This window comes from Streptomyces sp. 7N604 (assembly GCF_052245475.1).
GTDB lineage: Bacteria > Actinomycetota > Actinomycetes > Streptomycetales > Streptomycetaceae > Streptomyces.
The window spans coordinates 136947-157672 of record NZ_JBQQBX010000009.1 but is presented as its reverse complement, the minus strand read 5'-3'; the positions used below and the strand labels follow the sequence as shown (position 1 = coordinate 157672).

17 protein-coding genes, 1 tRNA gene and 1 pseudogene are annotated in these 20726 nt (G+C 71.6%); 7 read left to right on the top strand and 12 right to left on the bottom strand.

The window, feature by feature from the left end:
- Window positions 1-58: 58 nt before the first annotated feature.
- Window positions 59-1621, bottom strand: coding sequence for a glycerol-3-phosphate dehydrogenase/oxidase (locus tag ACTWP8_RS12280; protein WP_443322171.1), 1563 nt, complete (start codon window positions 1619-1621; stop codon window positions 59-61).
- Window positions 1618-2208 (bottom strand): TetR/AcrR family transcriptional regulator, encoded by a 591-nt coding sequence (locus ACTWP8_RS12275; protein WP_443314723.1) that lies wholly within the window; start codon window positions 2206-2208, stop codon window positions 1618-1620. Before ACTWP8_RS12275 ends, ACTWP8_RS12280 begins: the two co-directional genes overlap by 4 nt.
- Window positions 2209-2225: 17 nt before the next feature.
- Here ACTWP8_RS12275 and ACTWP8_RS12270 point away from each other — a divergent pair, with 17 nt between their 5' ends.
- The 3 genes from ACTWP8_RS12270 (at window position 2226) to ACTWP8_RS12260 (ending at window position 5282) form a co-directional block, all read left to right on the top strand.
- Window positions 2226-3833: an FAD-binding oxidoreductase gene (locus ACTWP8_RS12270; RefSeq protein WP_443322170.1), complete on the top strand. Its 1608-nt coding sequence runs from the start codon at window positions 2226-2228 to the stop codon at window positions 3831-3833.
- A complete protein-coding gene (locus ACTWP8_RS12265) occupies window positions 3830-4717 on the top strand; it encodes a diacylglycerol kinase (RefSeq protein WP_443322169.1) in 888 nt (295 codons plus the stop codon). The genes ACTWP8_RS12270 and ACTWP8_RS12265 overlap by 4 nt, the downstream gene beginning before the upstream one ends.
- Window positions 4718-4892: 175 nt before the next feature.
- Window positions 4893-5282 (top strand): DUF2267 domain-containing protein, encoded by a 390-nt coding sequence (locus ACTWP8_RS12260; RefSeq protein ID WP_443322168.1) that lies wholly within the window; start codon window positions 4893-4895, stop codon window positions 5280-5282.
- A gap of 701 nt (window positions 5283-5983) precedes the next feature.
- On the opposite strand, the gene ACTWP8_RS12255 is transcribed toward ACTWP8_RS12260, so the two are convergent.
- The 6 genes from ACTWP8_RS12255 to ACTWP8_RS12230 form a co-directional block, all read right to left on the bottom strand.
- Window positions 5984-6769: a TIGR03943 family putative permease subunit gene (locus ACTWP8_RS12255; protein WP_443322167.1), complete on the bottom strand. Its 786-nt coding sequence runs from the start codon at window positions 6767-6769 to the stop codon at window positions 5984-5986.
- Window positions 6766-7776 carry a permease gene (locus tag ACTWP8_RS12250; RefSeq protein ID WP_443322166.1) on the bottom strand — a complete coding sequence of 337 codons (1011 nt, stop codon included), beginning with the start codon at window positions 7774-7776 and terminating at the stop codon, window positions 6766-6768. Before ACTWP8_RS12250 ends, ACTWP8_RS12255 begins: the two co-directional genes overlap by 4 nt.
- Window positions 7777-7952: 176 nt before the next feature.
- Window positions 7953-8636 carry a formylglycine-generating enzyme family protein gene (locus tag ACTWP8_RS12245; protein ID WP_443322165.1) on the bottom strand — a complete coding sequence of 228 codons (684 nt, stop codon included), beginning with the start codon at window positions 8634-8636 and terminating at the stop codon, window positions 7953-7955.
- A gap of 71 nt (window positions 8637-8707) precedes the next feature.
- On the bottom strand, window positions 8708-9334 hold the full coding sequence (gene dhaL, locus ACTWP8_RS12240) for a dihydroxyacetone kinase subunit DhaL (RefSeq protein WP_443322164.1): 627 nt from the start codon (window positions 9332-9334) through the stop codon (window positions 8708-8710).
- 317 nt (window positions 9335-9651) lie between these two features.
- On the bottom strand, window positions 9652-9984 hold the full coding sequence (gene trxA, locus ACTWP8_RS12235; protein ID WP_443322163.1) for a thioredoxin: 333 nt from the start codon (window positions 9982-9984) through the stop codon (window positions 9652-9654).
- A gap of 2 nt (window positions 9985-9986) precedes the next feature.
- The gene (locus ACTWP8_RS12230; protein WP_443322162.1) at window positions 9987-10379 is read right to left on the bottom strand and encodes a MerR family transcriptional regulator; all 393 of its coding nucleotides are present in this window, start codon (window positions 10377-10379) and stop codon (window positions 9987-9989) included.
- 108 nt (window positions 10380-10487) lie between these two features.
- On the opposite strand from ACTWP8_RS12230, the gene ACTWP8_RS12225 reads away from it, so the two are divergent.
- Both ACTWP8_RS12225 and ACTWP8_RS12220 read left to right on the top strand, forming a co-directional pair.
- A complete protein-coding gene (locus ACTWP8_RS12225) occupies window positions 10488-11135 on the top strand; it encodes a carboxymuconolactone decarboxylase family protein (RefSeq protein ID WP_443322161.1) in 648 nt (215 codons plus the stop codon).
- Window positions 11128-11958 carry an SDR family NAD(P)-dependent oxidoreductase gene (locus ACTWP8_RS12220; RefSeq protein ID WP_443322160.1) on the top strand — a complete coding sequence of 277 codons (831 nt, stop codon included), beginning with the start codon at window positions 11128-11130 and terminating at the stop codon, window positions 11956-11958. The genes ACTWP8_RS12225 and ACTWP8_RS12220 overlap by 8 nt, the downstream gene beginning before the upstream one ends.
- A gap of 169 nt (window positions 11959-12127) precedes the next feature.
- Here ACTWP8_RS12220 and ACTWP8_RS12215 read toward each other — a convergent pair whose 3' ends face one another.
- The 3 genes and pseudogenes from ACTWP8_RS12215 to ACTWP8_RS12205 all read right to left on the bottom strand — a co-directional run bounded on the left by ACTWP8_RS12215 (window position 12128) and on the right by ACTWP8_RS12205 (window position 16583).
- Window positions 12128-12787, bottom strand: coding sequence for a TetR/AcrR family transcriptional regulator (locus ACTWP8_RS12215; RefSeq protein WP_443322159.1), 660 nt, complete (start codon window positions 12785-12787; stop codon window positions 12128-12130).
- A gap of 180 nt (window positions 12788-12967) precedes the next feature.
- Window positions 12968-13372: pseudogene (locus ACTWP8_RS12210) on the bottom strand (SDR family oxidoreductase); the annotation flags it as partial.
- A 346-nt stretch (window positions 13373-13718) separates the two neighbouring features.
- Entirely contained in the window at window positions 13719-16583 is a 2865-nt protein-coding gene (locus ACTWP8_RS12205) for a BTAD domain-containing putative transcriptional regulator (RefSeq protein ID WP_443322158.1), read from the bottom strand.
- Between the two features lie 1433 nt (window positions 16584-18016).
- On the opposite strand from ACTWP8_RS12205, the gene ACTWP8_RS12200 reads away from it, so the two are divergent.
- Both ACTWP8_RS12200 and ACTWP8_RS12195 read left to right on the top strand, forming a co-directional pair.
- Window positions 18017-19603 (top strand): carbohydrate-binding protein, encoded by a 1587-nt coding sequence (locus ACTWP8_RS12200; RefSeq protein WP_443322157.1) that lies wholly within the window; start codon window positions 18017-18019, stop codon window positions 19601-19603.
- A gap of 10 nt (window positions 19604-19613) precedes the next feature.
- On the top strand, window positions 19614-20309 hold the full coding sequence (locus tag ACTWP8_RS12195) for an RICIN domain-containing protein (protein WP_443322156.1): 696 nt from the start codon (window positions 19614-19616) through the stop codon (window positions 20307-20309).
- Between the two features lie 256 nt (window positions 20310-20565).
- Here ACTWP8_RS12195 and ACTWP8_RS12190 read toward each other — a convergent pair.
- Window positions 20566-20638: transfer RNA gene (locus ACTWP8_RS12190), tRNA-Arg, on the bottom strand.
- Window positions 20639-20726 lie beyond the last annotated feature (88 nt).

The following is a 20726-nucleotide window of genomic DNA, read 5'->3' as shown; positions in this document are numbered from 1 at the left end:
CGCTCCTTCTGACAGCGCCTCTTCACAGCAGTGCCGCCCGCGGCGTGGAGCGGCCGGATCAGCCCCCGAGCGCCGCCCGTGCCGCGGGCAGCGCGCGCTCCCGGTCGCCGGGCACCAGGCCGATACGGGTGCGGCGGTCCAGCAGGTCGCCGACGTCCAGGGCCCCTTCGTGCCGTACGGCCCAGCGCAGTTCCGCCCCGGTGACGCCCGCGGCGACGGGCTCGAGGAGAGTGGGGTCCTCCGCCGCCTCGGCCAGGACGGCGCCGGCCTCGCTCCCGTACCGGGCGACCAGCCGCGGCGGGGCGTCCACCCCCGCCGGCCTGCGCGGTGCGGCGGCTCCGATGAGCGGCAGCGACCGCGTGCGGCAGGGCTGTGCCGCGATGCCGGCCCTGGTGACAGCCGCGTCGACCGCGTCCTCGGCCATGGCGCGGTACGTGGTGAGTTTGCCGCCCACCGCGGTGATCACACCGGAGGGCGAGGTGAGGATGGCGTGCCGCCGTGACAGGTCGGCGCTGCGCCCCGACCCCGAGTCCAGGAGGGGACGCAGTCCCGCGAACGAGCCGATGACGTGCTCGCGGGTCAGGGGTGTAGCGAGCACCCCGGACAGGACGTCGAGCAGGAAGTCGATGTCGTGGCCGGGCGCTTCGGGGATGTCGGGGACCGGTGTGTCCAGCGGCTCGTCGGTGAGGCCCGCGTAGATTCGGCCGTCGGGCTGCGGCAGCGCGAAGACGAACCGGTTGGTCTCGCCGGGGACGGGGACCGTCAGTGCGGCTCGCGGATGGCCGAGGGCCGAGGCCGGGAGCACGATATGGGTGCCGCGGCTCGGCCGCAGCCGGACGCCGGAGGCCAGGGTGTCCGCCCAGACACCGGTGGCGTTGATGACGCACCGCGCGCGTATCTCCAGGGTCTGTCCGGAGAGTTCGTCCCGCAGCACGGCGGCGTTCCCGTCCAGCTCCACCGCTGCGCACCGGGTGACGATGTGCGCGCCGTGCGCCGCGGCGGTCCTGGCCAGGGCAACCACCAGCCGTGCGTCGTCGACGAGTTGGCCGTCGTACGAGAGCTGGCCGCCGCGCAGCCCGGCCGGGCGCAGGGCGGGGGCGAGGGCGAGCGTGAGGGCGGCGGAGATGCCGCGGGCGGGCGGCAGCGCGCGCGCTCCGGCTCCCGCGGCGAGGCGGAGGACGTCGCCGAGGAGGAAGCCGGTGCGGGTGGTGGCGGCCCGGAGGCGGGTGATCTCGCGGTGGACGGGAAGCACCATGGGCAGGGCGCGCACCAGGTGCGGAGCGGTGCGGCTCATGAGCAGGCCCCGCTCTCGGGCGCTCTCGTAGGCGATGGAGATATCACCGGAGGCGAGGTAGCGCAGCCCGCCGTGGACCAGCTTCGAGCTCCAGCGGCTGGTGCCGAAGGCGAGGTCGTGGCGCTCGGCGAGGACCACGCGCAGGCCGCGGGATGCGGCGTCCAGCGCGATGCCCGCTCCGGTGACTCCGCCGCCGACCACCACGACGTCGACGCCGGGTCGGTGGGTGAGATGGTCCAGGGACCGCTCGCGCTGCGCTGAGTTCAGTGAGCCGGGGCGGTGTGCGGACTTCAGTGAGCCGGGGCGGTGTCCTGCGCGGCGGGTCATCGCGTGGCCTCCAGCGGTTGCAGATATCCGGCCAGCAGCCGGCGGAGTCCGTCCAGGAGCCGGTCGTCGGAGAGGGCGTCCTCGACGAGGCGCCGTGAGGTCGTGACGGACTGGACGGTGAGCAGCACGATCCGGGAGAGCTCGGCGGGATCGCCGTCCCGGATGGAGCCGTCGGCGTGACCGGCCTCGATCTCGGCGTGGATCAGCTCCAGCGCGGCGCGCTGGCTGGAGCCGAGCCGGTGGAAGACGTACGTGGCCAGCACGTCGGTCTCGGTGTCCACGAGGCGGTTGAACAGCGGGTGGGCCCAGAGCGCCGCGACGGTGCCCGCGCACTGGTGGATCAGACGCTCACGGGCGCCGGTGTCGGGAGCGTGGAGGGCGCTGGCGTCGAACACCGCGCGCAGTTCGCGGGTGAGCAGATCACCGACCAGCGAGGAGATGTCGGGCCAGTGCCGGTAGACGGTGGGCCTGCTGACGCCGGCCCGCCGGGCGACATCGGTGAGCGTGGTGCGGCGGACCCCGAAAGCCTCGATGCACTGCCGGGCCGCATCGAGGATCGCGTCCTCTCTTTTACGCATTGACGTCATGTGTAACACTGTACGGCATGACTCGTCCCCGCTACCGCGTCGGTGAGATGGCCTGGAACGCCTGGGGCGACCCCGGGCAGGCGCGCATACTCAGCGATTCCGTACGCCAGTTGATAACCCAGGTGCTGAGCGTCTCCGCCGAGGCTCCCGCCCCGGTCCCGGAGAGCGAACTCTCCCTCGCGCCGAGCGCGCTCCCCGAAGCCGCCCACGCGGCCCTCGTGACCGTGGTCGGCCCGGAGCACGTCCTCACCGACCCGGAGTCCCGCATCCGGCACACCGGCGGCAAGAGCACCCCCGACCTGCTGCGCCGCCGGGCCGGTGACGTCTCCCGCGCCCCGGATGCCGTGGTCCGGCCCGCCACTCACCAGCAGGTGGAGGAACTCCTCGCCGCCTGCGCCTGGCACCAGGTCGCCGTCGTGCCCTTCGGCGGCGGCACCAGCGTGGTCGGCGGAGTGGAACCCTTGCGCGGCGGGTTCGACTCCCTGGTGAGCCTGGACCTGCGCCGCATGGACCGCCTGGCCGGACTGGACACGGAGTCGGGGACCGCGACCCTGGAGGCGGGGCTGCGCACCCCGGAGGCCGAAGAGCTGCTGAATGCCCAGGGCCTCACGCTCGGCCACTTCCCGCAGAGTTTCGAGTACGCGACCATCGGCGGGTACGCCGCCACCCGGTCGTCCGGCCAGGCCTCGGCCGGCTACGGGCGGTTCGACGACATGGTGACGGGGCTCCGGGTGGCCACCCCGCGCGGCACGCTGGACCTCGGACGCGCCCCCGCGTCCGCCGCCGGCCCCGACCTCCGGCAGCTCTTCCTCGGCTCCGAGGGCACCTTCGGCGTCATCACCGAGGTCACCGTGCGGGTGCGCGAGCTTCCGGAGGAACGCCGCGACGAGGCGTGGTCGTTCCCCGACTTCGGGAGCGGGATCGCCGCGGTGCGCAGGCTCGCGCAGTCGGGCACGCTGCCGACCGCGATGCGCGTCTCGGACGAGACGGAGACGTTCGTCAACGCCGCCGTGGCGGGCTCTCCCGCGCCGAAGGGGTGCCTGGCGGTGGTCGGTTACGAGGGGACGGCGCGGCAGAACGGCGAGCGCCGCGCCGCGGTGGACGCCGTACTCCGGGAGTACGGAGCTTCCCCGCTCGGCGAGGAGACGGCGCAGGCCTGGCGCAGGTCCCGCTTCTCCGGGCCGTATCTGAGGGACGCCCTGCTGGACACCGGCGTGCTGACCGAGACGCTGGAGACCGCGGCGGCCTGGTCCCGCCTCGTGCCCCTGCGCGAGCAGGTGATGGGGGCGCTCACCGAGAGCCTTGGGCAGGACGGCCCGGACCCCGTGGTCTTCTGCCACCTCTCGCACGCGTATCCGACCGGCGCCTCGCTGTACTTCACCGTCGCCGCCGACGCCGGAGCCGAGCCGGAAGCGCGGTGGCGGGCGGCCAAGCGGAAGGCGAGCGAGGCCATCGCCGCGAGCGGCGCTACCATCACCCATCACCACGCGGTGGGCATCGACCACCGCCCTTGGATGGAGGCGGAGATCGGCCCCCTCGGTGTCGAGGTGCTGACGGCGGTCAAAAAGACCGTGGACCCGGTCGGCGTCCTCAATCCCGGCAAGCTCATCCCCACGCTGTCATGACCGGCCGTCGCGTCGCGGTGCTGGTCAACCCGGCCGCGGGACGTGGAGCTGCGGGCCGCGCCGCCGAGCAGACCGTACGGGTGCTGCAGGCGGCCGGGTGGCAGCCACTGACCGTCACCAGCCGGGATGCCGCCGACGCCCGCGCCCGCGCGCGGGAGTGCGTGGCGTCGGGTGCCGACGTGCTCGCGGTGGCCGGGGGCGACGGCATGGTGAGCATCGGCCTGCAGGCGGTGGCCGGCACCCGGACGCCGCTCGCGGTCATCCCGGCGGGCACCGGCAACGACTTCGCGCGGTCCCTGGGGATTCCGCGCGACGACACCTCGGCGGCGGCGCGCCTCATAGCGGAGGGCGTACGCCGGTCAGTCGACCTCGGCCGCTGCGGCGACCGGTGGTTCGGGACCGTACTGACCTCCGGCTTCGACTCGCTCGTCACACACCGGGCGAACAGCATGGCGTGGCCGCGGGGCAGGGCCCGTTACAACCTGGCGATCCTCGCCGAGCTCGCCCGGCTGCGGCCCCTGCCCTTCACCCTCCGGCTCGACGAACGAGTCCTGGAGACGGAGGCGACGCTGGTGGCCGTCGGGAACGGCCCCTACTACGGGGGCGGCATGAGGATGTGCCCCGAAGCTGCCCTGTCCAATGGGCGCTTGGCCGTGACGGTGGTGGAAGCGGTGGGGCGGAGCGAACTCGTCAGGGTCTTTCCCCGCGTCTACAAGGGCACGCACACGACGCACCCGCGGGTGCGGACCTTCACGGCCCGGTCGGTGACCGTCGAATCGCCGGGCGTGTTCGGCTACGCCGACGGGGAGCTCGTAGGCGATCTGCCGCTGCGGGTGCAGTGCGTCCCCGCGGCGGTGACGGTCATGACCCCCGGCCAGGAGTGACCGACGCGGCCGCACCACCGCAAGATCGCTGTCGGCGTAGAATCTCCACACGTAGGCACATCAGCGGATGAGCCGCATTCTCACCGGCGCCGGCGGCGGAGGGCCGGAAGGAAGCGATTTCCCCCCAGCCCCGTGCTCTGCGCTCTGCACCAAGGAAAAGGGGGCAGCGGTGGCCATGCGATGGGAAGCGTTCCTCGAACAGATCCAGGAACGCGGCGAGTACGCCACAAGCCGGGAAGCCGAACGGGCAGCACGCACCGTTCTGGCGCTATTGGGCGCGCACCTGGTGGGCGAGGTACGGGCCGAGCTGGCCGCCCGGCTCCCGGAAACCCTCGCTCTGATCCTGCTCAACCCGCTGCAGGCCGCCGAACCGCTCTCCCCGGACCGGTTCGTGCGGGCCACCGCGGCATGGATCGAGGGGGCCACCGAACAGACCGCGACCTGGGACGTCGGCGCCGTGCTGAGCGTGACCGCCGACGCTGCGGGCGAAGAGCTCATCCGCCGCGTCCTGATCCAGCTCCCCCCTGGCTACGACCTCCTCTTCGGACGCCCTCAGCGCACCTAGACCCGGAAAGCAGGCGGTGATGGCGGGGGCCAGGTTTCGACGAGTTCGCCGTCCGCTGTCACGCCCATGCCGTGCGTGAGCCGGACGTGTACATGCTCACCCGTGCCTGGATCACCTCACTTCGTCTCTTCGCGGAGAATTCTGGATGGATTGGACCGTGGCTTCGGGAGTTCTGGTCGAGATTGCCACCCGCGAGAATGGGAAAGGCGGACGCAATTCCACGCACACGACGGGCAGGTTCGGCGGCCGGAGCGCCACGAAGTCCTCCCCTCCCGAATGCCGCCGCGTGCCGATACAGAGCACATTCGGCATCCAGAGCCCTCGGCCGCGCACGCCGCGGACGGCGCGCCACCAGTCGGGCTCGGCTCTCACCCCGTCCACCGACGAAACGGGTATGCGTATGTTGCGTCGGCGTCCAGCAGCAGCTTTCTCCCACCACCGCAGACGGACTACGAGATCTTCGCCGTCCAAAACCAGCAGCGCCATGGCTCCGTCCTCTCTGCCTCGATCGTCTCTCGGCTGGGGCTGGATCTCCTCTCTGGCGCAGCGCCGCCCCGGGGGAGCGCGCGTCGGCCGGCGCGAGGTCCAGGGCGGCTTGGACCGCGGGGCTACCCGTACCGCCCGCGCGCACCCTGGCGGCGGAATCGCATACTCGATGCCGTCGAGGCGGGGCTCGCCGTAGAGGGAGTACAGGGCTGGGCTCAGTTCCAGCTCTCGTAGGGGTCGTGTGGGGCCGGGACCGGTCTGGCCCGGCTGACGTCGATGAAGGGGATGACGCCGCCGTTGACGGGGTCTTTTGTCTGTTTGCCGGTGTAGGTGCCGATGACTTCGAGCCAGGTGTCCGGTGCCAGGACGGGAGGCATCTGCCCGGACAGGCCGATCTTGATGGGTTGGGCATCGGCTGCGCAGCAGTTGAGGGCCATGCGGACGAGGTAGGGTGCGCCGCTGCGGTCGAGGGCGATGAAGCCGGTCACCTTGATCCGCCGGTCGCCGAGGGAGCGTCCGTGGTCGTAGACCGCCCGCCCGGCGTAGTCGACGACGCTGAGCCGGAGGGGGTCGTCGGCGGGGAGGGCGGGGAAGCCCCAGGGTTGTTGCAGGGCCGTGCCGGTGTGCATGGCGCTGTAGGAGCCCAGTGCGGGTGGGGCGACCAGGATGAGAGCGAAGAGGGGCAGGACGAGGAGCCAGGAGATGCGCGGTTCGCGGTGGGCGTGGCCGCGCCGGCCACGCTGGTCGTGGTGCTCACGCTCGTGCTGGGTCTCCTGGGTTTCCTCCGTCTCCTGGGTCTTCTGGGCCTCATGGGTCGCGCGCGGCCGTCGCCGTTCGTACCAGAGGGTGGCGATGGCGGTGACGATCAGGACGATGCCGGCCACGAGCAGCAACGGGCGCAGCCCGGCCTTGACGTAGCGCAGGTAGAGGTCGGTGAAGCCGGCCCGCAACACCGCCACGCCGACGAGGAACAGTACGACTGCTTGCGCCTGCCGGTTCACAGCAGGACCGCCCCGACCAGGACCGATATCAGGACGGCCAGGGTGAAGGTGGCGGGGGCGAACCGCAGCGCGAACCCGCGGCCGAACGTGGCCGCCTGCATGGCGAATAGTTTGAGGTCGATCATCGGTCCGACGACGAGGAATGCCAGCCGGGCGGTGAGCGAGAACTGGGACAGCGACGCGGCCACGAACGCGTCGGCCTCGGAACAGATCGACAACAGCACCGCGAGGATCGCCAGGGCGAGGACTGACACCACAGGGTTATGGGCCGCGGTGTGCAGCCAGCTTGCCGGGACCACGGCCTTGAGGGTGGCCGCGGCCATCGCGCCGACGACGAGGAAGCCGCCGGCGTGCATCACGTCGTGCCGTACGGATCCCCAGAACGCCGCCCCCTTGCCGAGGCCGTCGAACGACGGGCGGTCCGGTGGGCGCAGCCAGCCGGTGCGCCCCAGCCGCTGCCACAACCAGCCCATCGCGCACGCCACGAGCAGACTCGCCGCGAACCGGGCGAGGACCATCCGTGGGTTGCCGGGAAAAGCGACGGCGGTGGCGGTCAGCACGATCGGGTTGATCGCCGGGGCGGACAGCAGGAACGCCAACGCCGCCGCGGGGGTGACGCCCCGGCGCACCAGTGCCCCGGCCACCGGAACGGAGGCGCACTCGCAGCCGGGCAGGACCGCCCCGGCCATCCCGGCGACCGGCACGGCCAGGGCGGGTTGTCCCGGCAGCGCGCGGGCGAAGAACGACGGTGGTACGAACACCGCGATGATCGCCGACAGCAGCACGCCGAGGACGAGGAAGGGCAGAGCCTGGACGACCACCGCGACGAACACGGTCATCCAGCTCTGCATCACCGGCGCGGACAGCCCCCGGCGGATCGGCCCCTGCAGCGCAACCACCACCAGCAGCAACATGGTCAGGACGAGGGGTGAGTTGAACTCCCAACCTTCCCGATCGTCCGCGTCGCGGTGGTCGACCCGGGGCGGGGCTGCTTTGGTGGCGGCCACGGGTGAGGTACCTCCTGGATGGAAGGGCTTCGCGGGTTGGTTCCCCTCTCCCTCCAATACGCCGGTTCAGGCACAGCCGCTCATCGTGAGGTGCAACCTCCGTGTGCCGGCTTGTTCCGTGCGCGGGCTCGTGAGGGCAGCAGTCGGGCGGCGAGGGATGCAGGGGTACTACGGCATCAGCCGCCAGTGGAACGCGCGATGCGGAATCCCACGTCGTCGATCTGGAAGGTCGGGTGGCTGCGACGCCGCACCGAGGCCCGGCAGCTCCAGTGCTCGTCGAACCACCCACCGCCACGCAGCACCCGGTAGGTGCCGTAGACGTCGGCATCGTAGAGGTCCCAGCACCACTCCCACACGTTGCCCAGCATGTCGTACAGGCCCCATGCGTTGGGCTGCTTGCCGCCCACCTCGTGAATCCGCTCGTGCGAGTTGCCGCGGTGCCAAGCGATCTCGTCGAGCCGCCCGTACCGCGCGCCGGTCGTACCCGCACGGCATGCGTGCTCCCACTCGGCCTCGGTCGGTAGCCGGTACCCGTCAGCGGATGCGTCCCACTCGACGCCGTCGACGCCGTCGGCACCGGCATGGAGGCGATACGCATGTGCCAACCCCTCACGCTGGGACAGGGCGTTGCAGAACCGAATCGCGTCCAGCCACGAAACGCCCTCGACAGGCACCTGGTCGCCTTGCGCGTTGCTCGGCAGCCGGCCGGTGACTCGTGCGTACCGCCCCTGGGTGATCGGGAACGCCGCGAGCTCGTACGGCGCAAGCTCGACCGCCCAACTGCGCTGCGTTCGCCGGTCCGAGAGGGTCACCCGCCCCGCCGGGACGGCCATCATCTCGTTTCCCGCGATCACATCCATGGTCAGGCGATCCTACTGACGTCCTCGGGCCGTGCCGTGGGAGGTGCCGTGGCCGGAGTAGCAGTCCCGGGTCATCGGGCAGCCGCCGTCTCGGCGAGAGCGCGGAAGATCAGCGCGGTAGAGGTGGCGCCGGGGTCCTGGTGGCCGACGCTGCGTGGGCCGAGGTAGGAGGCGCGCCCCTTCCGGGCCTGCAGGGGGGTCGTCGCGCGCATGCCGTCCTCCGCGGCATCGGCGGCGGCGCCGGCGGCGGCGGCGAAGTCACCGCGGGCCTGGGCGATGTTCTGGAAGGCCTCCACCGCGGGGGCGAATGCGTCGATCATCGTCTTGTCCCCGGGGACGGCCGCGCCGAGATTCTGCACGCTTGCCAGGCCGGCGGCGAGCGCTGCGGCGAACTGCGTCGTGTCGGCGGTGGGTGTGTCGAGTGCCCGGCCCATGGCGCGGAAGGCACTGCCGTACAAAGGGCCGGAGGCGCCGCCCACGGCGGAGATCAAGAAGCTTCCGGTTTTGACCAGGACCTCCCCGACGGTGGCGGGCTCGGTTCCGGGGAGGGCGGCGGTGACCGCGCGGAAGCCGCGGTGCATGTTGGTGCCGTGGTCGGCGTCGCCGATGGCCGAGTCGAGCTGGGTCAGGTAGTCCTGGTGCTCGTCCACGGCCGCGGCGATGGCCTGCACCCAGGTGCGAGCGAGGGTGATGTCCACGGTGTCTCCGTTCGTCGGGGCGTGCGCCCCAGGGCAGGGCAGGGGTGTGCACGGGTGCGTCCCACAGGTCGAGCATGTCTGCTGTGACCTTGCCTATGGTGATCGAAACGCCTGCCACGTCCAGGCTGGGGACGTGGTTTCCGACCCGGTCGGCGTCCACGCCGAAGGCCGGGACGCGGACCAGGCCGCCACCGCTCTCGCCGAGATCCTCGCCACCGCCGAATAAAGCTCGCCCACCCTCACCGCCAACGCCGCGGCAGTGAGGGCGGGAGGTTCATATGCGGCAGGTTCACATGGCGTGTTCTGTATGACGTCTTCTATAGGATCTCTTCGAGCTCCTGGAGCAGCCACCGCTTGGGCCTGGAGCCCACCATCGACTTCACCGGCTCGCCGTTGCGAAAGACGATCAGCGTGGGCATCGACAGGACACCGTAGGCAGCCGTTGTCCCGGGATTGGTGTCGACGTCGAGCTGTACGACCTTGATCCGGCCGGCCTCTTCTGCGGCGATCGCGCTCAGCACCGGGGCCAGCTGCCGGCACGGCGGGCACCAGTCGGCGGTGAACTTCACCAGCACCGGACGGTCCGCGTTCAGCACCTCGTCGGTGAAGGTGGCGTCCGTGATCTCGTCCACGCCCGCTGTCTCGATCATCGTCATCCTCTCAGTTGGCACCGTGGCTCGGGCCCGTCCGGCAGTTCCGCCTCGGCCCGCAACAGCTGCGCACTCACCTGGGCACGCACCGCCCGCAGCTGGTCGATCAGCGCATCGAGTTCGGCGAGCTTGCTGCGGTAGACCTCGAGCGAGGCAGGACAGGAGTCCCCTGCCGGATGCCCCGCCTGCAGGCACTCCACGAAGGGCCGGGTCTCCTCCAGGCCGAACCCGAAGTCCTGAAGTGTGCGGATCTGCTCCACCAGCCGCAGGTCATCGTCGCCGTACACGCGGTATCCGTTGACCGAGCGACGGGCGGGGAGCAGCCCGCGGGACTCGTAGTACCGCAGCGTCCGGGTGCTGACCCCTGCCCGTTCCGCAAGCTCACCAATGCGCATGACAGGGACGCTAGACCTTGACGCCGAGGTCAAGGCAACGGACCGTCGTCCTTCTGCTCCCTTGCTAGGCGTTCAGCCAGTTTCTATGGTGGGCGGCGGGAGGTTTCCATGTCCGAAAGAGTTCCGGCAACACACACCACCGACGGCACCAGCGAAAGCGGCCACGACCGCGACGGTGCCGCCCGCCCCCGGCTCCTGCCGCTGTCCGAAGATCGCTGGGATACGAGGACGCGCGAACTGATGGCCCATGCCACGCGGGACCCGGGAGGCCGGGTCCCCAATGTCTTCACCACCCTGGTTCGCCACCCCGACCTGTACGAGAAGTTCATGCCCTTCGGCGGTCGGCTGCTCCTTACGGGACGGCTGCCGGGAAGGGTCCGCGAGCTGCTGATCCTGCGGACCTCGTACAACACGTCCGCCTCGTACGAATGGGGCCGTCATACCCCGCTGGCGAGGGCCGCGGGCGTCACGGACGCCGAAATCGAGCGCATACCGCTGGGCCCGGACGCCGAGGGATGGCCGGACCTCGAGCGGCATCTGCTGCGAGCCGCGGACGAGTTGCACCGCGACGCCCGGCTGTCCGACGCCACCTGGGGCTTCCTCGCCGCCCACTTCGACGAGAAGGACCTGATCGAGATCACCATGCTCGTCGGGCAGTACCACATGGTGGCGTTCTTCCTGAACTCCGCTGGTGTGGAGCTGGACCCCGGCTTCGACAGCGAGGGGTTCGAAGGGGGAGCTCGCAGGCATGGGTGAGTTGGGAGAGCCTGCTGCGGAGGTCCGGAAGCCGGGGCGTACGGCCGACCGCCGCCTGGCCGGACGCAGGGTGCTGGTGATAGGAGCGGGGACCCGTCCCGACGACGACCCGGAAGCGCCGGTCGGCAACGGCCGGGCGATCTCCGTTCTCGCCGCCCGTGAAGGCGGGAGCGTCGCCTGCGCCGATGTCGTCGCAGAGGCCGCAACCGCGACCGCCGCGCTGGTGGCCGCCGAAGGTGCTCGTGGCGTTGCCCTGGTGAGTGACGCCACGGATGCGCACGCCTCGGCCGCCATGGTGGAGGAGGCGGTACGCGAACTGGGTGGTCTGGATGGGGTCGTGGTCAACGTCGGGGTCGGCCTCGGCGCCGGGCTGGCGGGCTCGTCACCGGAGGACTGGGACCGGGTGCTCGCCCTCAATCTCCGTGCGCCTTTCCTGGCCGCCAAGTACGGGCTTCCGGCGATGGCCGACGGCGGCGCGTTCGTCTTCATCGGGTCGACGGCCGGGCTGCGCGCCGCCACCAACTCACCGGCGTACGACAGCTCCAAGGCCGGCCTGTACGGACTGACGCGCCATGTCGCGAAGGAGGGCGGGGCGCGCGGGATCCGCGCCAACCTCGTCGTCCCCGGACTGATCGACACCCCGATGGGGCGGCAGGCGTCGGCGAGGCGGGCATCCAGGACGGCCGCGTTCACGCGGATCCCGCTGGGCCGCCAGGGCACCGCGTGGGAGGTGGCGGAGGCCGTCACGTTCCTGCTCTCCGACCGGGCCTCCTACATCACCGGCCAGAGCCTGGTGGTGGACGGCGGACTGGACGCTGTCTGACCGCCCGCCCCGGCAGCACTACGGCCACTGGCCCGCGCGGACTCGTCCGTGCGGGCCGGCGGGCGTGAGCTTTCCATGCGCCGTTCTCAAGGCGCGGTTTCCGTGTGCCGTTTCCGTCCGCCGTTTCAGCGTCGGGTGTTGGCGTGGGGGGTTCAGCCGCCGTACGGGCTCAGTCCGCGTCCCGCGCCGGGGAGAGTTCGCGGACCAGCATCGCGTGCGCGGCCCGCCCGATGTCGGCCAACCGGTCACGCGTCGAGCCCAGTTGGTACTGGAGCAGCACGCCCCGGGCGATGCTCTCCACCAGGAAAGCCTCCGCGACGGGGTCGGCGTCCTGACGGATGCTCCCGTCCGCGATCCCTCGCCGGATGTCGTCCTCGACAGCGGTGCGGACGAGGCTGAAGTGGCCGGCCATGGTGCTCTTCATCCCGCCGGGACTGCCGATCGCCTCGACGAGAAGCACCAGCAGGGCGCGCGCCCGTACGCCCGGCTCCGGCTCTGCAAGCCGTACGAAGAACTGGTCGACCCTGGCCACCACGGTCTCGAGGCCGCTCATCGTGCCGTACCCGGGCAGCGCCCGGAGCTGGTCGACGAAGACCTCGCGGATGTCGGTGACCACGGCTTCGACGAGTCCGGCCTTGGAGGTGAAGTGGTAGTTGACCAAGCCGCGGCTGACTCCGGCGCGATCACCGACCCGCTTGACCGTCAGGCCGCGGTAGCCCTCCTCGGCGAGGATCTCCAGCGCCGCGTCCAGCAACTTGCGCCGGGACGTCTCCCGCTGGTCATCACGCCTGGTCGGGCGGCGTCCGGCCGCCGCGGTGGATTCGCTCATCGCCACCGCAGTATGCCATCCGTGCCTCCAGGACCAGCCACGACAGCGTGGACTGCGGGCTCCCGCGGATCGGCGAACCCGACCCGCACGCGTACCCCGTACTCCACGCGTACCCGTACGCCCCGCATACCCGTACGCAGGGATACGGGCCCTGTCCGGGCGGCTGTCCCGCGCGGTGCTCTAGCTGCTGGTCACCTGAGCCGGCATCCGGTCCAGCGCCAGGTTCGGCGCGAACTCGCGGCCCGCCGTCGAGCCCGCGTCGACCGGAAGCCCCCCCGGTGATCCATCCGGCGCGGCGGCTGGCGAGGAACGCCACCGCCCCCCGACGTCCCAGCCGCTGCCTTCGGTGCCGAGCAGGGACCGGCCTCGGCGGGTCTCCCGCACCTCCTCGGTCATCCCGGGCGTGGTGGCGACCATCGGGGTGTACACCATGCCGGGGGCCACCGCGTTGACCCGGATGCCCTCCGGCCCGTGCTGCGCGGCCATGGCGCGGGTCAGCGGGATGATCGCGCCCTCGGTGACCGGGTAGGCGACGTTGGGGTATCCGCCCAGCAGTCCGGCCACCGAGGAGACATGGACGATTCGCGCCGCCGCCTGCCCGCCGCATCGGCGGTACGCAGAACTTCGACATCAGCATCATCGACGTGAGGTTGGTCCTGTCGAGGCGCCGCCGCGGTGGTCATGGTTGGCTGCGCCGTCGAAGGACCAGTCGGCCGTGCTGTCGCCGAGGGTTGATGCGAGGGTGGTCCCGAGCTGGGCGGCATCCGGTCCGGCGAATGTCCGGGGGCTGGGGTTCCGAACTCGCGTTGCGTTGAGCTGGACGATCGCCGCTGCGGCAATACTGCCTCGCCTGCCCCGGCGATGGTGCCAGTCGCTTGTTTTACACGTCGGTGGCTCAACTCGCTGACCTCCCCGCGCTCACCGCCCTGCTTCAGGTGTCCGACGCAGGTGCGGACGCCCCCTTGGCGGCATCGGTGTGCGTTTGCGCCTGGTCGGAGGCGTCGAGTTGTTCCTGGACGCGTGTGGCGTCCGTGGAGCGGTGCTGGGTGCGGTACAGCTCCAGGGCCTGCTGCCAGGCGTGGCGGGCCTGGGTGTGCTGGCCCAGGGCGCGGTGGATCTCGCCGAGGTCTTCGAGGCTGCCGGCTTCGTCATGGGGGGTGTTGGCCTTGCGGAACAGGGTGAGGGCTTGGTGGTAGTGGTCCAGGGCCTGGGTGTGCTGGCCGGTGTGGTGGGCTATGTAGCCCAGGCTGTCCAAGGCGCCGGCCTCGCAGCGGTCGTCGCCGAGCCGCCGGGCCAGGTCCCGGGACTGGGTGCAGTGGGCGCGGGCCTGCTCGTAGTGGCCGAGTTGGGCGTGGATCCAGCCCGCATTGTTGAGCATCGTGGCCTCCAACGCGGGGTCGCCGAGGCGGCGGTAGAGCTGCAGGGCGTGCTCGGCGTGGGGCAAGGCCCGCGCGGCGTCGCCCTGCTGCGACCAGGAGCTTGCCAGCCCCCAGTGGGCACACGCCTGGCCGCGCAGGTGGCCGGTCTGCTCGAACACGGCGAGCGCCTGGCTGAGGTGGCCGCCGCCCTCGGCGTGCTGCCCCTCCCTGCCGCAGGCCCATCCCAGGCCGACGTGGGCCCGGGCTTGCAGGGCGGGGTCGGTGAGGTACTGGGTGGCGGCGAGGGCGGCCCGCCACATCGGAAGCCGGTCGCGGTGACGACCGTGGTAGAGCTGGAAGGCGTCGAGGGTGCAGGGCAGTTGCCAGGCGGGGGTGTGCCAGTGGTGGTCGGCGGCCAGCTGCTGGGCGGCCAGCAGGCAGGGGTATTCGGCGACGAACCAGGCCAGCGCCTCCTTTTGGTCGGCCAGGGGCTGGTGGAGACAGCCGAGGGCGGGCGGGTCCAGTTCGACCGGCATGGCGGGGTGGGGTTCGACCAGGCGGTCGGCTCGGTGGGCGGTGTGCAGGTAGAAGGCGAGCACGCGGCGCAGGGCGGTGGTGCGGTCGGGCTCGTCCAGGTCGCGCTGGCCGCGTTCGGCGGCGTAGAGGCGGACCAGGTCGTGCAGTTGGTAGCGGCCCGGGATGTGCTGCCGTAGCAGGTGGGCGGTCTCCAGGGTGCGTAGCAGGGTGCGGGTGCGGGCGGGGGTGCAGCCGGTCAGGCCGGCCGCGGCGGGCAGACTGATGTCCGGACCGGGGGCCAGTCCGAGCAGGGCGAAGACGCGTGCTGCTTCGGGCTCCAGGGCCTGGTAGGAGGCGGAGAACACGGCGCGCAGGTCGGCGGCGAGGTCCCCGGCGTCGAGTGCGTCGAGCCGGGTTGCGGACTCGGCAAGTTCCGCGGCGAGGTGGGTGAGGGGGAAGTCGGGGTGGGCGGCGGCGCGTGCGGCGATGATGCTCAGCGCCAGAGGAAGTCCGGCGCAGTGCTCCAGGATCGCGGTGACGGCGTCGGGTTCGGCGGCGATCCGGGCCTCGCCGAGGTGGCGGACGAGGAGCTGACGGGCCTCGGCCTCGGAGAGCGTGCCCAAGGTCAGCGGCCGGGCTCCCTGGGCGGTGCGCAGGCCAATCAGCCGGCGACGGCTGGTGACCAGGACGGTGCAGCTCGGGCTGCCCGGCAGCAGCGGGGTGACCTGGGCGGTGTCGCGGGCGTTGTCCAGCACGATGAGCATCCGTCTGTCGGCGACCAGACTGCGGTACAGCGCGGTCTGGGCGTCGGGGTCCACCGGGACGGCGGAGGGTTGCGCGCCCAGGGCACCGAGGAAGCCCCGTATGGCCACCGAGGGGGGCACCGACTCGCCGGAGGGGTCGAAGCCGCGCAGGTTGACGTAGAGCTGGCCGTCGGGAAAGCGCTCGGTGTGATCGTGGGCCCAGCGCAGGGCCAGATAGGTCTTGCCGATGCCGCCGGTGCCGCCGATCGCTGAGATCACCACCGTGCCGCCGGGGTCAGCGTGCTGGTCCAGGGCGGCCGACAACGCGGCCAGCTCCCGGGTACGGCCGGTGAACAGTGCCGGCGGCGCGGGCAACTGGCGCGGTACGGGGGCGGGCACGGTGGCCGGTGCGGCCCGGGTGATCACCGTGGGTCCGGTGCGTGGGGTGAGGGCGGGGTCGCCGGTGAGGATCTGCTGATGAAGGCGCTTGAGCGGCGGACCGGGATCGATGCCCAGTTCCTCGGCCAGCCGCCGCCGGGTGCTCGTGTAGCACTCCAGGGCTTCGGCCGTGCGCCCGCATCGGTGCAGGGCGAGGATGAGCTGCCCGGCGAGGCGCTCATCGAGCGGGTGGTCATGCGTGCGATCGCGTAAGCCGGGCAGCAGCTCGGTGTGCCGGTTCAGGCGCAGTCCGATGTCGGCGGCATCCAGCTCGGCGGCGCGACGCTCGTGGCGCAGGGTCTCACGCAGGGTGTTGGCCCAGGGGGTGTCCACCGTGGCCAGGGCCTCCCCGCGCCACAGGCCGAGGGCCTGCTCCAGCAGGGCTGCGGCATGCTCGTCGTCGGAAGTCCTGCGGGCCTGGGCGACACGGTGGCGGAACCGGTGCAGATCCACTGCCTGCGCGTCACTGGTGATCACATAGCCCGCGGACCGTCGTGTGATGCGTACCCCGGCGGTGGCGGTCAGGGTCTGCCGCAGCCGGGACAGGTAGCTGTGGAGCGTGCCGCGCTGGACCGGACGGTCTCCCCAGACCCGCTCGACTATCTGATCCACCGTCACCTCATGGTTGGGATCCACCAGCAGCGCTGCCAGCAGCAGCCGCTGCCGGGCATGGCCGAGATCGACCAGACGGCCGTCGACGCGCGCCTCGATGACACCGAGGATCCCGAATTCCACCGCCACTGTGGTCACACTCCTTGCCGATTGGATCTCCGTCTTCCGGATAGTGGGCCCTACCGGCGGGTTCAGCGCGTGTCGGTGGGACATCGAGGAGCGGATTGGTGCGTACCAAGGGGCGCGGGCGACCCTGGGGGGAGCGCGGAAGTGTGTGCGCGCCCCCCGGGATTGCCGTACGGGCCGTCATGCGGGTGTCATGCGGGCTGTCCTGCGGGCGGACCTGTGGGGGCGGACCTGCCCTGCCGCGGCACGGCGACGCCCTGCGCCGGTTCCGCCGTTTCTTGCGGAGACCAACCTCGACTGCTCAAGTCCGTCCTCCCCATAGGGAAGCCAGCCTGCGGATATCAAGAATCAGCGAAGTTTTGTCCATGGTCGACCGAGCACACTGATGCCGTTTGCCGCTGAGGAGCACCGCCAGGGGCCGTTGAGCACGGTCACTCCCGGCGATCCGACGCGGTGAGGAGAAGCAGCCGAGTTTCAGGCGTGTGGATCGGATCCTGTCGGCAACCGGATGCAGGAGTCCATCGACCCCGGGGCCTGCCGGACACCACGCGCCCTGCCGGGCACATCAGGCCGAGCACATGAGAGGGATGAGCGATGCGCGCCCATCGGATGAATCTGCGTGTCTACACAGTGGATGGGAAAGGTGTGGTCGTGCGCGAGGACCCCCGTGTGGAGGTGGAGGCGATCGATCCACCCGCGGCGTCGGGTTGCCAGTCCGCGTGGCCACCGTGCCAGTGCCGACGGGCGGTGGGTCGCCCCTGTCCGCTGGACGAGGAGGGTGCCGACAACGATGCCGCGGACACGGTTCCCGCCCGTCACGCCGAGCGAGCACTCGAAGGCGGTACCCCGGCTACGACTACGGATCAACGTGCCGCGACTACGACGACGGATCAACGTGCCGAGGACGGGCCTTCGAGGCTGCCGCGACGGCCGTGATGGCCGTGATGGCCGCGACGACCATGACGGCGTGAGCGGCTCCGATGGGTCCGCACCGGACGCGCGGGGCAGCGTGAACCGTACGCAGGCGGACGGCGACTGACGAGAAACCGTCCGCGGCCTGCGGCACGACGACGGCTGCCGGCAAAAGGGCGCGGGGTCCCGGGAGTCGCCCGGGACCGGTCGGCGGCCATCCCGGTCGGCTGCGGTTCCCGGCCGCCGCCCCCGTTGGTCCCGACGCCACCCCGGACGCGGACCGCGGCACTCAGCGCTGCGTCATGTCTTAGCTCCGGTACGCCCGGAGCCCACCGGTGCCGCCGGGCCCGCCACTCCCCGCGACCGCTGGCGTTGCTGCCGCCCATCGCGTCTCGACCCGGAGCGGGTCGCGCCCACTCCGGTACACCGAACGCCGCCCCGGACACCGCGAGGCCGGTAAGCGAGCGCGGCCACCGGCGCCTTCCTCTGTCCTACCGCTGTCCTACCGCCCCAGGAGACTCACCATGCGGCCACGCCGCGGTCCCCGTTCCGACGATCGCCTGGAGTCCCACTCCGACGCCGAACTGCTCAACCTGGTACGCGAGCGGTGGATCACGGCGTTGCGGACGCTCTACCGCCGTCACTATCCCGCCGTGTTCGGCTATGCCGCCCACTGCGCCAACTGTCCCGCCGACGCGCACCGGCTCGCCCGCCAGGCCTATACCGAGGTGCTCCGGGCGACCGTGCTCGGGGCCGGCACGGTGTCGGACCGGCGTCACCGGGGCTGCCTGCGATTACGACTGCTGGTCGCCGTTCGCTCCGCGGCCGTGCAGCAGTCGCAGTCGGCCCAGGAGCCCGGGATGTCCCTCACTCCGAGGTTCCGCAGTTGGGTGGCCCGTGGCTGCCAGTGGCCGTTGCACGACAGCCGGTCCCTCATGATCCCGTTCACCAGCCTCCCGGAATCCGCGCAGTGCCTGCTGTGGCACGCTGTCGTGGAGCGAGACGAACCCGCGCTCGTGGTCCGGGTCACCGGGCTGAGCCCGGACCGGCTCGCCCCGATGACCGAGCAGGCCATGGACACGCTGCGCGAGGCCGTCGTCGACACTTACTCCTACTCCCTACGCGTCGGCGAGGACTGCCGCAAGACCGCCGATCAACTGGTGGCCGCGGCGCGGCCGGACGGACTGCCGGTGCTGCGGGGGATCGCACCGCATCTGCAGACCTGCTCCGCCTGCCTGGCCGTCTACACGGACGTGAAGGAGCTGACCACCCGGCTGCAGCGGATGCTGCCGCCCCTGCTGCTGGGGTGGTGGCCGGGAGACGCTTATCGGGCGACCAAGGCGTCCACCGCGACACCGCAGCACGAACCGCGATTCCTCGAACGGATACTGCTCGGCTCGCACATCAAAGGTCCTGTGCCCGAACCCGCTTCACAACCCGAACCCGATCTCGACCCCGATTCCGTACCCGGATCCCTTCCTGGGCCCGCTCCCGAGGCGGTGCCTGCCGACAGGGACGGCGGGCCCCCCTGGCACGGGCCCGGGGCGTCCGGCCGACGGTACCCGCCAGCGGTGCGGTCCGGTGCGCTCGGCGCGACAGGGCTCGCCGCCGTGCTGGTCGCCCTGGTGTGCACACTGCAGGCGGATCCGGCCGCGCCGAGCGCTCCGCCGGTGCCTGCCGACACCTACGCGGTGCAGGTCCACACCGCCCCCGGCAGCGGCGAGCACCCGCGGGCCCGTGCGCTCGGCCCCTTCTCCTGGTTGCGCTACGACCGGGTGGACTTCACCGACACCGCGGCGACCCGATTTTTCAGCGCCGGGATCGTGGCCCCCGCCGGCCGGCACGGTGTGCTGGAAGTGCGACTGGACTCGCTCGCCGCACGTCCGGTCGCGATGCTGGCGGCACCCGCCGACGGCTCACTGGGCGAGGTGACCGTCCCGATCCCCGCGACCAGAGGCGTGCACGAGGTGTTCCTGACCGCCCGCTGCTCACCGTCGCTCGCGCCGTGCACCGAGGTGCTGTGGTTCGGCGCGGGCCAGTGGGCGGCCGATCCGTTCCGGACCCGGTTCCTGCACAGGCTGGTACCCCGCACCACCCCACCACGAGGGTAGGAGAGCAACCGTGTTCCTCATCTCCCGGCGAGGCGCCGAGAAGCCGCAACGGCCGTCCGCTGCGATCCCGCCGCGCAGCCGCCGCCCTCGCCCACTCGGAGTACTGGCCACGGTCCTGGCCGGTACGGCTCTGACCGGCTGCGCGGCCGGGCTGACCCGGCAGGACGGCCGAGCCGGGACCGACGACCGGCCGTCCGCCGGGGCCCCGGCCGAGCCCACGCGCAGGAGTGGCCGGACGGGCACGTCAGGCGCCCCGGGCGCAGGCCTGTCCCTGCTCAGCGACGGGGCGGGAGGGAAGTGTCTGACGGCGATCAAGATCCGGGAGCAGGTGCGGCCCGAGGCAGCGGAGTGCGGTTCGTGGCCGACCCAGTCATGGTCCGCCGACCAGGACGGGACCGGACCCCACCGGCTGCGGAACCGGGCCACGAACGCCTGCCTGACCTTCACTCCGCCGTCCTCGTCACACGCGCCCGCCCCCGCGCCGTCACTGCAGGTGTGCCGGGCGCACGACGGTTGGCAGCACTTCCACTTCTTCCAGTTCGGCAACCGGCACGGCGCAGATACCTCGATGAGGCACGTACGTGTCGTCAACTCCGCCAGCGGGCGGGCACTGGAGGTCGGCCCCGACGGAACCTCGATCCTCCAGGGAAGGCCCTACGCGAGCCCGCACCAGGGCTGGCTGATGCTGGTCACCACCTACCGGTGACAACCTGCACGGTGAGTCGATCGATGCAAGGAGCCATGCGTCCCGCACCTGTCGGCGATTCGCGGTCAGCAGCTTGACAAGGGCCAGTGCCATCAAGCCGGTGAGGCAGGAAGGCGGCCGTTGGGGGGATGGCAGTCCATAGGATGCCCACGACGCCGCCGGGGAAAGCCGGCACCGGATCGTGCCGGCGTTCGGGTTACCGGGCCCAGCGCGAACCCTCGACAAAGGCCGAAAGTTCGCGCAATGCCCGGGTCGGCGCCCCCGGCAGGACTCGAACCTGCGGCCAAGCGCTTAGAAGGCGCCTGCTCTATCCACTGAGCTACGGGGGCCGGGTGTGGCTGGATTGGCCTGGACAAGGATAGGGCTCCGCATGCCTCATCCCGGTTGCTTCACCTCTGTGACACGTTGTGGAGGTTC